The 13,769-nt window shown below is 37.3% G+C and carries 9 protein-coding genes and 1 pseudogene; 5 read left to right on the forward strand and 5 right to left on the reverse strand.

The window, feature by feature from the left end:
• Positions 1–7 precede the first annotated feature (7 nt).
• The 5 genes from MKY88_RS05050 to MKY88_RS05070 all read right to left on the reverse strand — a co-directional run bounded on the left by MKY88_RS05050 (position 8) and on the right by MKY88_RS05070 (position 8,195).
• Positions 8–928, reverse strand: coding sequence for an ABC transporter permease (locus MKY88_RS05050; protein WP_258267935.1), 921 nt, complete (start codon positions 926–928; stop codon positions 8–10).
• Entirely contained in the window at positions 928–1,857 is a 930-nt protein-coding gene (locus MKY88_RS05055) for an ABC transporter permease (RefSeq protein ID WP_031418948.1), read from the reverse strand. The genes MKY88_RS05050 and MKY88_RS05055 overlap by 1 nt, the downstream gene beginning before the upstream one ends.
• 132 nt (positions 1,858–1,989) lie before the next feature.
• Positions 1,990–3,651, reverse strand: a complete 1,662-nt coding sequence (locus MKY88_RS05060; RefSeq protein ID WP_258267936.1) for a peptide ABC transporter substrate-binding protein — start codon at positions 3,649–3,651, stop codon at positions 1,990–1,992.
• Between the two features lie 911 nt (positions 3,652–4,562).
• Positions 4,563–6,248, reverse strand: a complete 1,686-nt coding sequence (locus tag MKY88_RS05065) for a methyl-accepting chemotaxis protein (RefSeq protein WP_340813111.1) — start codon at positions 6,246–6,248, stop codon at positions 4,563–4,565.
• 252 nt (positions 6,249–6,500) lie between these two features.
• On the reverse strand, positions 6,501–8,195 hold the full coding sequence (locus tag MKY88_RS05070; protein ID WP_340813113.1) for an Rqc2 family fibronectin-binding protein: 1,695 nt from the start codon (positions 8,193–8,195) through the stop codon (positions 6,501–6,503).
• Positions 8,196–8,455: 260 nt separating this feature from the next.
• Here MKY88_RS05070 and MKY88_RS05075 point away from each other — a divergent pair, with 260 nt between their 5' ends.
• The 5 genes and pseudogenes from MKY88_RS05075 to priA all read left to right on the forward strand — a co-directional run bounded on the left by MKY88_RS05075 (position 8,456) and on the right by priA (position 13,741).
• Positions 8,456–9,331 (forward strand): YicC/YloC family endoribonuclease, encoded by an 876-nt coding sequence (locus MKY88_RS05075; protein WP_193831143.1) that lies wholly within the window; start codon positions 8,456–8,458, stop codon positions 9,329–9,331.
• Positions 9,332–9,374: 43 nt separating this feature from the next.
• Complete coding sequence (gene gmk / locus MKY88_RS05080; protein ID WP_193831144.1) at positions 9,375–9,992, forward strand: guanylate kinase; 618 nt, start codon at positions 9,375–9,377, stop codon at positions 9,990–9,992.
• 3 nt (positions 9,993–9,995) lie between these two features.
• On the forward strand, positions 9,996–10,223 hold the full coding sequence (gene rpoZ / locus MKY88_RS05085) for a DNA-directed RNA polymerase subunit omega (RefSeq protein WP_008173785.1): 228 nt from the start codon (positions 9,996–9,998) through the stop codon (positions 10,221–10,223).
• Positions 10,224–10,322: 99 nt separating this feature from the next.
• Positions 10,323–11,024: pseudogene (coaBC, locus tag MKY88_RS05090) on the forward strand (bifunctional phosphopantothenoylcysteine decarboxylase/phosphopantothenate--cysteine ligase CoaBC); the annotation flags it as partial.
• Between the two features lie 305 nt (positions 11,025–11,329).
• Positions 11,330–13,741, forward strand: coding sequence for a primosomal protein N' (gene priA / locus MKY88_RS05095; protein WP_340813116.1), 2,412 nt, complete (start codon positions 11,330–11,332; stop codon positions 13,739–13,741).
• Positions 13,742–13,769: the final 28 nt, after the last annotated feature.

A 13,769-nucleotide genomic window follows, 5' to 3' on the forward strand; every position in this document is an offset into this window, starting at 1 on the left:
CACCTCCTTATTTACGTAGTTTTGGATCTAGAGCATCACGTAAGCCGTCACCAACAGCGTTAAACGCAAAGATTGTTAGTGAGATAAATACTGCTGGGAAAATCAAGCGCCATGGTGCATTAGCTATAGCCTTATTACCGTCAGAAGCCATTGTACCCCATGAAGCAGTTGGAGCAGGAACCCCAAGACCTAGGTAACTTAGGAATGACTCAGTGAAGATAGCAGATGGAATTGTTAAAGTCATCGTTACTAAAATGGCACCAAGAGCATTTGGAACTAAGTGTTTAATAATTAAATGTCCTGTACTTGCACCTAATGTGCGAGCAGCAAGAACATATTCTTGATTTTTAATAGATAATACTTCACCACGAACGATACGTGCCATATTAATCCATCCAGTGATAGACAAGGCAATAATCATAGGGATTAAACCAGGTTGCATAACAACTAAAAGTACGATTACTACTAAAAGGTAAGGTACAGCTGTTAAAACGTCAGCAATACGCATCATAATGTTATCAACACGACCGCCTGCTAAACCTGAAATACTTCCCCAAATAACACCGATAATTAAGTCAATAATCGCTGCAGCAATTCCAATAAATAAGGAAATACGAGCTCCTTCCCAAATACGAACGAAAATGTCACGGCCAAGATCATCCGTTCCAAACCAAAATTGTGCAGATGGAGGGGCATTGTAAACACCGAGCTGATCACTTGCTTTGTATTGAGATAAAATTGGTACGAAAGTAGCCATTAAAATAACAATGATTAAAATAATTATCCCAATAATGGCCAATTTATTATGAGAGAAACGGAGAAATACTTCTTTCCAAAAGGAGACTGATTTATCAGCTAATTTTTCCGTTGCTTCATGATTGCCACCAACAATTTTAAACTTATCTTTTTCAATTTGTTGCTGTGTCATTATTTTTTCGCTCCTTTCAGTTTAATACGCGGATCAATCACGCTATATAAAATATCAACGATTAATACCGCAAATAAAAGGATGATGGAATAGAACACTGTCGTACCCATAATTACCGTATAGTCACGGTTTGTAATACTTTGAACGAAGTGTTTACCAAGTCCAGGAATAGCGAAAATTTGCTCTACAATGAAACTACCTGTAACAACACCAGCTGTTAAAGGACCAATGTACGTTACAACTGGTAGTAGGGCATTTCGTAATGTATGGCGGAATACGATTGTCCATTTACCAATACCTTTCGCACGAGCCATTTTTACATATTCACTATTGTTTTGTTCAAGCATACTTGAACGAGTTAGCTTTGCAATAAAGCCCATGTGTGAGAGAGCAATTGCAAAGGCTGGTAATATACTATAAACAAAGCCTTTCCATCCACTGATTGGGAACCAACCTAGCTTAAAGGCCAAGAAATACTGCATTAAACCTGCCAAGATAAATGAAGGTACTGATATACCGAGCACCGCAAAGGACGTTGCCAAATAATCCGGGAACTTATTATGATATAGCGCGGAAACTACGCCAATTAAAACACCGAATCCAATTGCTAATAGCATAGCCTCAATCCCTAATGTTAAAGAAACAGGGAAACTTTCAGAAATCATATCATTTGTAGAACGCGCTTTATATTTCATTGACTCACCGAAATTGAAAGTGGCCGTATCGATTAAATAATCTTTATATTGTATATACCAAGGGTTATTTAATCCATACGTTTCGTTTAACTTCTCCTCGATTTGAGGTGGGAAATTACGTTCACTCGCAAAAGGACTACCAGGAGCGAGACGCATTAAGAAAAACGTAACAGTTACGATGACGAAAAGCGCGAGAAGTATATACATCAGCCTTTTCAAAATATATTTAATCACATAAAACTCCTCCTTCTATTTGTCAATTGTCTGACAAATATATGCCTTCGTATTTTAAAAAGAGCTGACTCGCGCCGTAGGGGCTACGAGGCAGCTCTTCGCTGTAGAGCTAAATAAGCGAAATGTTGTTGTTTATTTCTCTACTTTAACCTCTTTAAGAGAGATGTTACCAAGGATGTCTGCCTTCATGTCTTTCACATAATCTTGTACTACAGATAGGTTCGTGTAGTAGTAAATTGGAACAACTGGGAACTCAGAAACAGCAATTGCTTCAGCTTGTTTTAAAAGCTCAAGACGTTTCGCTGGATCTGCTTCCGTATTAGATTGTTCTAATAATTTTTTGTACTCTGCATTTTCCCAACCAGTATCGTTGTTACCGTTTGCAGCAGTGTCATACATTTCTAGGAATGTATAAGCATCGTTGTAGTCACCAACCCAGCCCATACGGCCAACTTGGTAGTCTAATTGGTTAAGTTTTTCTAAGTAAACTTGCCATTCAGAGTTATCTAGACCTACAGTAATTCCAAGGTTTTTAGTCCAGTTTTCTTGTACGAATTGTGCGATAGCAGCGTGTGCTTCACTAGTGTTGTAAGAAAGGTTAATTTTGATATCTGCTGGGTTTGTAATACCAAGTTCTTTCATACCAGCTTCAAGTGCAGCTTTAGCACCTTCGATATCGTTATCTTTGTAGTAACCACGGTCTTCTTCAAAGCCATGAACTGCGGTAGGAACCATACCTAATGCAGGTTTTTGCTCACCTTTAGTAACATTATCAATTAATGCTTGTCGATCTACTGCTAATGCTAATGCTTTACGGATGTTAGCGTTTCCAGTGATCTTATCTTTTGTATTTAGCTTGTACCAATATACAGAAGCTTGGTCATTGATATTTAAAGATTTATCAGCTTTAAATCCATCAATAGCATCAAGTGCTACAGATTGGAATGGTGCTCCAAGGTAGTCAATTTCTCCACCTTTGAACATTGTTACTGCTGTTGCTTCAGATTCAACCATACCAATATTAACAGTGTCTAAAGCCACTTTATCAGCATCCCAGTATTCTGGGTTTTTCTTTAATACGATTGTATCGTTGTGTCTCCACTCACCTAATGTGAATGGTCCGTTTGTTACAAAGTTTTCACCAGCATCTGTATACCACTCATCATTACCTTCAACTACTTTTTGGTTTAATGGTGCGTATGTTTTGAATGCTGTTAATTCTAAGAAGTAAGGTGTTGGGTTTTCTAAAGTTACTACTAATGTTTTATCATCTTCAGCTTTAACGCCTACGTCATCAGCAGAACCTTCACCATTGTTGTATGCTGTAGCACCTTTAATTGGGTAAAGGATTGAAGCATATTCAGAAAGATTGTCTGGGTTTAATGCCCATTTCCAAGCATATTCGAAGTCACCAGCAACTACTGGATCTCCGTTTGACCATTTAGCATCACGTAATTTGAACGTGTATGTTTTTAGATCTTCGCTAACTTCCCAGCTTTCAGCCGCAGCTGCAACTGGACGAGCGTCTGCATCAAGCGATGTTAATCCTTCAAAAGTATTTGTAAGAATAACTCCAGAAGTTGTATCTGTTGCTAATGCAGGATGAAGTGATGGTGGTTCAGAAGCTACTACTACATTTAATTCCCCACCTGAAGCAGCTGTTTCAGATGAACCAGAATCTTTTCCATCGTCTTTTGATTTTTCAGACGAATCTCCACCGAAGCCACATGCAGCAAGTACTAAAGAAAATACTGCAAGAACTGTTAGTAATAAAAACTTTTTGTTTTTATTCATGTGAATCCCCCTTATACAATTTTTAAGCCTTTTGTGAAGCTCCTATTTAATATACCAAAAAAATCATTGTGCACAAAATAAAAAAGATTCAAATTTATATAGTATTATCTGACAGTTAAGAGAATAATAAATTTTTCCGATTTACCACGCTAATGAAACAGAGTGTATGTGTGATAAAAATTTGATGTTTACCTATTCTGAATATCAAAAATAGAATAAAAATAAAAAAATGATTTACTATATAGAAAATTCCTATTTTTTCGATAATAATATCAATATTTGAAAAATGATACAAAAGTCATAGATGTAATACTTTGAGGATATTGTATAGATTTGTAGAAAATCTAAGTAAAACTCAGTTAATTAGATTCATTTGCAGGTGATTTCTTGTAATTTGTGATCTCGAAATATGAATATTTCTATCTATTAATGATATATAAGAAACTTATTTTGTAATTTTCTAGTATTACCCAATTGTGGAGTGTAAATAGAAATAGTAGAGTTAATCTATGAAAAAATGTACCCATACTAAGGAAAAAATGGATTTAATGGAAGGCTGGTTATGTTAAATATATTCTACTGAAATAATTTCCATAGAATATGGTTAGATATGTATATATGCAATCAGGTTAAGTTTTATTCATTAAAGATTAAGTATATAAAAACCTTGAATTCTGTACGCCCTTTGCTAATTTAATCCATTTTATTTGTAGTGTTTTTTTGAGGATGTCATTTGTCTTACTGGCGAGGATTGATTATGCAAATAATTACTAAAAATCTGATTTTTCAATGGTTAATTTCTTTGTCAAATATCTTAATTATGGTATTATGCTTTGTCCTTCAGAAAATTATATAACATAATGAATAAAAAAATAGTGCATTCCAATAAAAAGAATGCACCATTTGCTTCATTAAAGTTTAAACTGATTAATTTGATGCTGTAAATCTAAGGACTTTTCACTTAGATGTGCGGCAACTTGATTGATTTGTTGCATCGTGATTGTTTGTTCTTTGCTAGCGGCGGCCACTATTTGTGTACTATCTGAGCTAGTTGAAGCACCGTGAGCAATTTCTGCGACAGAAGCTGCTACTTGTTCTGCGCTAGCTGAAATTTCTTCAGAAGTAGCTGATATATCTTCTATTTGATCTGTCATTGTATTGATGGCTTTCACGATTGCTTCAAATGCTTGTCCTGCATGTCCAATGATTTTGACGCCGTCTGTAACCGAATGGAGGCCCTCTAAAACAGCTTTTTCTACATTTTGTGTATCTTCTTGAATCTCCTGCGTTAAGGCAACAATTTGATTAGCCGATTGTTTGGATTCCTCAGCTAACTTACGAACCTCATCCGCGACAACCGCAAATCCTTTTCCATGCTCTCCAGCTCGGGCTGCTTCAATGGCAGCGTTGAGTGCTAATAAATTAGTTTGATCCGTAATGGCTGTAATAACAGTAGTGATTTGGCTAATCTCTTCTGATTGTTTACTTAATTTTTGAACAAGATTATTAATTATTTGTGTTGAATCATGGATCACATTCATTTGTTGTTGAGCATTCTCTACGGTACTGTTCCCGTTTGTAGCTAATTCATTTGTTGTTACAGCACTGTGATGAAGTTGTTGCGTTGCTTCTGCTATACGTTGAACACCTACGGCTGTTTCATCCATTGCATGAGCACTTTCATTGGCAGCAACTGTGGCCGCTTTAGCAACATTGGCTGTTTCATTAATACGCACCGTTATCTCATCAGCGGAGGAAGTAATTTCCTCGGTAGAAGCCGAAAGTTCTTCTACTGATGCTGTTAAATGCTCAGCATTGTCTTGAATATGGGTTAGTAAGTCTTTTAGATTGCCTTTCATGGAATTAAAGGCCGTTGAAAGTTGACCAATTTCATCTTTAGAATGGTGAGTGATATCTTGATGGAATAATTCTCCGTTTGCAATTTGGTTTGCCGAATGGACTACCGATTTTAAAGGGCGAGAAATAGTTCGCTGTATATAAACCATCAGAATAATGCCAAGTACAACTCCAATAATGATGGCAATAATTGAAATGATTTGAGAGTTGAACACGGCTTGTTTAGATTCTTGTGTAACCGTTTCAAGTTGTCCCTTTTGATAGTTCGCAATTTTATTGGATATATCTTGGATGCCTTTATTAGCTTGCTGTACTTCACCATTAACCTTTTGCAAAGCTCCTTCTAGGTCGCCAGCTTCAAAAAGTGCGAGTGCCTCAGTAGCTGATTTATTAAAAGTATCATTAAACGTATTTAATTCGTTTGCATATGTATCCATTTCAGAGGAATTTGATTTTTCTTTGATTTCAGCTACTAGCTTATCGAGTAAATTTGCATGTTCTTTAAAACTTTCTTTATTCGCAGGATTGTCTTCGATAATAATGGCACGGATAAATAGACCTTGCATGGCCATTTCAAATTGAATATCATCTGCTAATTCCACAAGGGCTACGTGAACTTCTAATGCATTTTCAATCTTTTTTTCTATGTTTGAAAATAGCATAAACATAATCATTAATGAAATGATTAACGTGAGAATAATGGTAAAGAAACCGAAACTTAATTTTTTGCCTACAGACATATTGATACGCCCTTTCCAAAATGCTATTCAATCTTTTATATTTTGATTTTGCTTTGCTAAAAGGTAGAAGTCAATAACTGTAGTAAGAAACAGTTCAGATGATTCATATGTTTTTTTATTGTTATTATAATAAGGAAGATTGTCTGTAAGAATCAATCAAGATATGGCTGTTTTCATTGTTTTATAGTACGGATTACGTGCTTATCATTAAAAAAAAGAAAAAACCGAGAAAAATTATCTCGGTCTCTATCTTTACGACTGCTTTTTTAATTGTAATATGAGTGCCTCATTTGGATCGATATACAAAGTTTTTTGTTCGAAGTAAATCACAAAACCGGGTTTTGCCCCATTTGGTTTCTTGACCTGACGAATGTCTGTATAATCGACTGGAACAGAAGAAGACTCTCTTGCCTTTGAAAAATAAGCAGCTAATGTGGCTGCTTCACGTAGAGTTGTTTCATCGGGTTCACTAGAATGGATGACAACATGAGAGCCTGGGATATCCTTCGTGTGTAACCAGATATCTGTGCGTTTTGCAATTTTAAATGTCAACATATCATTTTGCTTGTTGTTCTTGCCGACAGAGATGGTAATACCTGTGGAAGAAATATAGCGTTCGGGTTCAGGTTTCACAGGCTTTTTCTTTTTCTTAGAATGGCGTAGCTTTAAGTAGCCCTGTTCGGCTAGTTCTTCGCGAATTTCTTCAATATCCCCTGGTGATGCTTGTTGCACTTGTTGTGCCAGCATTTCAAAGTAAGTAATTTCTTCTTTTGTTTTTTCAAGTTGTTGTTGCACCATAATTAATGCATTTTTGGCCTTAGTATACTTCGTATAATAGCCTTGAGCATTTTCTATAGGTGTTTTACGTTCACTGACGGGGATTGTAATCTCTTCGCTATTTTCGCTGTAGTAATTGATGACCGTTACTTCCTTGACGCCCTTTTCAAAGGAGTAGATATTAGCCATTAACAGTTCACCATATAACTGAAATTGATCGAGCTTTGAGGCGCGCTCAAAGTCCTTTGTTAGCTTTTTCGTTTTTAAAGCAAGTTTATCAATTTCATTTTGTAGCCATCTTTCTAAATCACCTGCTTGCTGCTTGACACGGTCCCGCTCCGCACGTGCAAAGAATACTCGATCAAGAAGTTCGTGTACATTCGGATAAACTGTCATATCTCCATGTAAGTGGGTTAATTCAATTGGTGAGAAGTAAGTTTTGTGATTAGCCAATACATACATTGGGCTCGTTCCACCATTAGCAAAGCTTGCTATAAATTGTTTAAAACATTGTACTCGATTTGATGTTGATGTCATGCGGTACAATAATTCCTCAGCATGAAGAGGTGAAAATCCAGTAAATTGTGTCACAACATCTTTGGCATTTTTAGTTTCCGCAAAAAATGTTGCTAGCTCTTCATCTGTAACTAATAGAGGATTCCATTTATTTTGTGTTGGTGGGGCTAAGTAAGGCTGACCAGGTAATACAGTACGAAAACTATTTACAGATGGTGGCAAGTGCTTTAAACTATCAACAATTTTACCTTGCTCTTTATCAATTAAAAGTAGATTACTATGTCTACCCATAATTTCAGCATGTAGTTGTCTAACAATAGGGTCGCCAATTTCATTTTTACTTTCGATTTCTACTATTATAATACGGTCAAAACCAAGCTGTTTAACGGAGGAAATAAAACCACCCTCTAAATGCTTGCGCAGCAGCATACAAAACATAGGAGGTTCTGCTGGATTTTCAATCGTTTGTTCCGTAAGATGCATTCGCGCATAAGAAGAATGAATAGAAAAAAGCAATTTATGATTTTTCCCATTTGCACGAACATGTAAAACCACCTCTTGAGCGTTAGGTTGATGTATTTTAGTAATTCGACCTGTAACAAGCTGTTGTAGGTCGGCTGTTATTGAATAAGTAAATAAGCCGTCAAATGCCATATGAATTCCTCTTCCCAATGATAACAAGCATCTTGGTACTTTCGTATTTTTTCTTGTTGCATTTGCATTTTGCTATTTCTAAGCTTCCGCAAAGCACTAATTGTATGTTTATCATAGCATTTTTTAGGCGAATATTAAAATATAGCTTCAATTGTGGTAGAATTAGCTCTTATTCGATCCAATTTTTTTTGGAGATTCGTCATATTCGATAAAGCTTATGTTATAATATTCCCAGTATGCAAAGAAAGGTGTGACGAACCTTGGTGCGTAGTATGACTGGTTTTGGCAGAGGTGTCACAACAACTAGAGACTTTCAATTAACCGTAGAAATGCGCTCGGTCAACCATCGCTTTTTAGAAATTAACGCTAAATTTCCGAAAGAATGGCTTGAAGCTGAAATTTTTGCAAAGAAATTTATTTCTCAAGCTTTGTCACGCGGCAAAATTGATGTGATGGTATATGTGAAGGATTTAGAAAATGTAGAGCAATCTATCGAGATTAATTGGTCATTAATTGAAGCGTATCGTAAGGCAAAAGAGCAATTAGCAAGTAAAGTACCACTAGAAGAAAAATGGACGATGCAGGAGCTTTTATCGTTAGAGCAAGCACTCGTACAGCAAAAACCACAATTAACACCTGAGGATTTGCTTAGTGCTGTTGAACAAGCGATTTCACAGGCGATAAAACAGCTCGTACTTATGCGTGAGCGTGAGGGGCAAGAATTGCAGGAAGTTGTTGTACAATATAGGGAACAGTTAAAAGAACAAGTGAACCAAATACGTTCATGTTCATCTCTAGCTGTTGAAAAATATCGTACACGATTAGTAGAACGGATTGCAGAAGTTGCAGATGGAACTTTGTTAGATGACCGTTTACTAGCAGAAGTAGCGATTTTTGCAGAACGCGTTGACATTTCCGAGGAATTAGACAGGTTGGATAGTCATTTTAATCAATTGGAAGAAACGTTACATGAAACGATTTCAGTCGGACGAAAATTAGACTTTTTAATGCAGGAGATTCATCGTGAAATCAATACGATTGGTTCAAAAAATCAATCTACAGAAGCAGCGGTTGCTGTTGTTCAGGCGAAAACAATTTTAGAAAAGATGCGTGAGCAAGTTCAAAATATCGAATAACTTGCACGTGTCTGTTATAAATTAAGGGAGATATAGAGAATAAATGATAAAAGAACGTGGATTATTAATTGTTCTGTCTGGCCCATCTGGTGTAGGTAAAGGGACAGTGCGAAAAGAATTATTTTCTCAGCCGAATACGAATTATGAGTATTCCATCTCGATGACGACACGAAATCCTCGCGAAGGTGAAATCGATGGTGTAGACTATTTTTTCAAGAAACGTGAAGACTTTGAAACGTTAATTGAACAGGGTGGCTTATTAGAGCATGCTGAATTTGTAGGAAACTACTATGGTACACCACTAGCCTACGTGAATGAAACACTGGATGCAGGTCGCGATGTGTTTTTAGAAATAGAAGTACAGGGTGCAGCGCAGATTCGTAAAAAAGCACCAGATGCCTTATTTATTTTCTTAGCCCCTCCAAGTTTAACTGAACTAAAAGATCGTTTAGTTGGACGTGGGACGGAAACAGAGGACATCATAGCAAAACGCATTGCTACAGCAAGTGAAGAGCTTGAAATGATGAGCTTATACGATTTTGTTGTAGAGAATGATGAAGTGACAAATGCCTGTGATCGTATTAATGCGATTATTAAAGCAGAGCATTGCCGTAGAGAACGTGTTGAAAAAAGATATTTGTCAATGTTGAGAGGAGAATAAACAATGTTATACCCATCAGTAGATGCTTTAAAAAAAGAAATCGATTCAAAATATTCACTAGTGAGCCTTGCTTCAAAACGTGCTCGTCAAATGCAAGAAGAGCAAAATACAGAACGTTTACACAAGTACGTATCTCATAAATATGTAGGAAAAGCACTTGAAGAAGTAGCGGCAGGTGTACTTACGAAAGTATCACAGGATGAGTCAACTGTGTACGAAGACGAAATCTAACTTCAAGTTAGTCAGCAGTTGATTTGATTATACAGAATGCCGAGAGCTCCCAGGGAATCATCCTTTGGGAGCTTATCATTTGAAGGGAAGACACCTAGCATGAATAAAAATATTTTACTATGTGTTTCAGGCGGGATTGCCGTATATAAAGCTGTTGCTCTAGTTAGCAAGCTATCACAAGCAGGGGCGAACGTAAAAGTGATAATGACTGCCTCTGCTAGACAGTTTGTGAATCCATTAAGCTTTCAAGTGATGTCCAAAAATGATGTTTATTTTGACACGTTTGATGAAAAAGATTCAAGTGTGATTGCCCATATTGATTTAGCGGATTGGGCTGATTTGATTTTAGTGGCGCCAGCAACTGCCAATATGATTGGGAAATTGGCCAATGGAATTGCGGATGATATGGTATCAACAACCTTACTTGCTACTACTGCGCCTGTGTGGATAGCCCCAGCTATGAATGTACATATGTATGACCATCCAGCAGTAAAGCGTAACTTAGATAGATTAGCAGCAGATGGCTACCAATTTATCGAGCCTTCAGAAGGATTTTTAGCATGTGGTTATGTAGGGAAGGGGCGCTTGGAGGAGCCTGAAAAAATAACAGCTATTGTACAGGATTTTTTTTCGGCGACAGTGACACCAAAACCACTTACAAATAAAACGGTTGTAGTAACAGTTGGTGCCTTGCATGTACCGTTAGATGAAAAGCATATGATTAGACCACAAGCGAATGGTGTCATTGGACAGGCATTGGCTAATGAGGCGAGGACCCTAGGCGCGCATGTGATTCAAATAGAAAATAGTAGTTTGAATGATTTTATGCAACAGCTTGAAAACTATAAAAATCAGGACCCAGAAGTTCTCTTCATTCATGCAGCTAATGTACCGACAATGGAGAAAACACCGCTTATTTCAGTAGAGGGTATCAAGGCTGTCACATTTGGACAAGAAGTGCTTGGCGAACCTATGCTTAACATTGAATCGGAGCGTTGGATTGACTTTAGTGAGGAAGCTCAAATAAATGAGCAGATCATAGCTACAACTAATCCACAGCACTTTGCCCGAACTTTATGGGCTCAAATACTAAAGGGTGAGGAACAATGAGCTTATTAATAGCGGAAGTCATTGTAGACGTCTCGACCTACCATGTTGATCGTCCTTTCGATTATCAAGTACCACCTGAATGGATAAATGTAATAGAAATGGGCTGTCGTGTAAAAGTGCAATTTGGTCCTAGAAATGTTTTAGGCTTTGTAGTGGGATTAAAAACTGAAACAGACGTGCCCCTCAATAAATTAAAATCAATCGCTCAAATTTTAGATATGGAGCCGGTACTAACTGATGAAATGCTACAAATGGCAAAGTGGTTGAAGAATCAAACGATTTGCTATGAAATAGATGCTTTACAAGTAATGTTACCTTCAGCATTACGTGCGAAATATGAAAAAATTATAAAGCTAACCGAAGATCAAAATATCCCGAGTGAAGTACAAGTGATTTTTGGTAAACGACAAAAAGCTAATTTTAAAGAATTTGAACGTGCAGGTTTACTGCCTTTATTAAAGCAATTAGTCGCACAAAATAAGGTGACTATTGATAATGTTGTGAAACAACAGGGTCATGTAAAAGAAATACGAATGGTGAAAATTATAGATGAGCCTAACGTTATTGAAAAAGCGTTAAAGCAATCAACTCGAGCTGTGAAACAACGTCTATTACTAGAATGGATGAGGCAGCATTTAGGTGAAGTTTTGTCACCTCAGCAAATTTGTGAGAAGGCAGGAGTCTCTTCTTCTGTTTTAGAGAGCGTTATTGACAAAGGTGCGGCACAGTTTATTCAAGAAGAAGTATACCGTGACCCATTTACGAAAGAAGTTTCACGTACGCAGGCCTTACAATTAACAGATGAACAGCAAATTGCTTTACAAGCCATTACCGTGGCTATGGAGGAGCAACAAGCGCAAACGTTTTTATTGCATGGTGTAACAGGGAGTGGCAAGACAGAGGTATATTTGCAGGCAATACAAAAAGTATTGAACGAAGGCAAAGAAGCTATTATGCTCGTACCTGAAATCTCTTTAACACCTCAAATGACAGAGCGATTCCGCAGTCGTTTTGGAGAGATGGTTGCGGTTATGCATAGCGGATTGTCTGTGGGCGAGAAGTATGATGAATGGCGCAAGATCCAACAAGGGAAAGTGAGAGTAGTCGTTGGTGCTCGTTCAGCAATATTTGCCCCCTTTACAAATATTGGCCTTATTATTTTAGATGAAGAGCATGAGTCAACGTATAAGCAAGAAGACTCACCACGTTACCATGCAAGAGATGTAGCTATTTGGCGTAGTGAATATTATAATTGCCCTGTTATTTTGGGTAGTGCTACACCAGGTTTAGAATCTTTTGCAAGAGCTAAAAAGGGTGTTTATACCTTACTTTCCTTAAAAATGAGAGCCTTACATCAGTCATTACCAACCGTTTTTATTTCAGATATGCGTGAGGAGCTTCGACAAGGAAATCGATCCATGTTTTCGCAATCCCTTATAGAAGCAATCCGTGTAAGATTAGAGAAAAAAGAGCAAATGGTGTTGTTTTTAAATCGTCGTGGCTACTCGTCTTTTGTCCTCTGTCGGGATTGTGGGACAGTTGTACAATGCCCCAACTGTGATATTTCTTTAACCTATCATCGTACAACTGAAAAATTGAAATGTCATTACTGCGGTTATGAGGAACATGTTCCTCAAATATGTCCACAATGTCAAAGTGATCATATTCGTTATTTTGGTACTGGTACACAAAAGGTGGAAGAAGAAATATATAAGCTGTTCCCAGAAGCAAGAGTATTACGTATGGATGTAGATACGACAAAGCATAAAGGTGCACATGAAGAAATATTAGCTGCTTTTGGAGAAGGGCACGCAGATATTTTACTTGGCACGCAGATGATTGCAAAAGGGCTGGATTTTCCGAATATTACGCTTGTAGGAGTACTTAGCGCCGACACCTCCTTACATTTACCAGATTATCGTGCAGCAGAACGTACATTTCAGCTATTAACACAGGTAAGTGGGAGGGCAGGAAGACATGATAAACCCGGAGAGGTAATTATTCAGACCTATACACCTGAGCATTATGCAATTGAATTAGCTAAAACGCAGGACTATGAGCCATTTTATGAGCGAGAGATGTTTTTACGTCGTCGTTCCAGTTACCCTCCATATTATTATGTGGCACTTGTTCAGATTTCTCACGAGGATGTTATGATGGCTGCTGAATATGCAGGACGTATGGCGGATTGGCTCCGTGGAAATTTATCGAATCAAGCAGCTATTATTGGCCCAACGACTGCAAGTATTGCTCGACTCCAAAATAGATATCGTTATCAATGTTTGATAAAATATAAAATTGAACCAAATCTTATTCCGGTATTACAGCGTCTGCTCGCCATGTATCGAGCAGATTGGATCAAACAAGGAATATTAATGACGGTAGATTTAGATCCGTCTACTATATAAGAGTATAAATACAGTTTTACGAGCATAT

This window comes from Lysinibacillus sp. FSL R7-0073 (genome assembly GCF_038009065.1).
Lineage (GTDB): Bacteria > Bacillota > Bacilli > Bacillales_A > Planococcaceae > Lysinibacillus > Lysinibacillus fusiformis.

Coding starts and splice junctions, on each gene's coding strand:
- MKY88_RS05050 (WP_258267935.1), bottom strand. CDS start 928: ATGACACAGCAACAAATTGAAAAAGATAAGTTTAAAATTGTTGGTGGC.
- MKY88_RS05060 (WP_258267936.1), bottom strand. CDS start 3,651: ATGAATAAAAACAAAAAGTTTTTATTACTAACAGTTCTTGCAGTATTT.
- MKY88_RS05065 (WP_340813111.1), bottom strand. CDS start 6,248: ATGTCTGTAGGCAAAAAATTAAGTTTCGGTTTCTTTACCATTATTCTC.
- MKY88_RS05070 (WP_340813113.1), bottom strand. CDS start 8,195: ATGGCATTTGACGGCTTATTTACTTATTCAATAACAGCCGACCTACAA.
- gmk (WP_193831144.1), top strand. CDS start 9,375: ATGATAAAAGAACGTGGATTATTAATTGTTCTGTCTGGCCCATCTGGT.
- rpoZ (WP_008173785.1), top strand. CDS start 9,996: ATGTTATACCCATCAGTAGATGCTTTAAAAAAAGAAATCGATTCAAAA.
- priA (WP_340813116.1), top strand. CDS start 11,330: ATGAGCTTATTAATAGCGGAAGTCATTGTAGACGTCTCGACCTACCAT.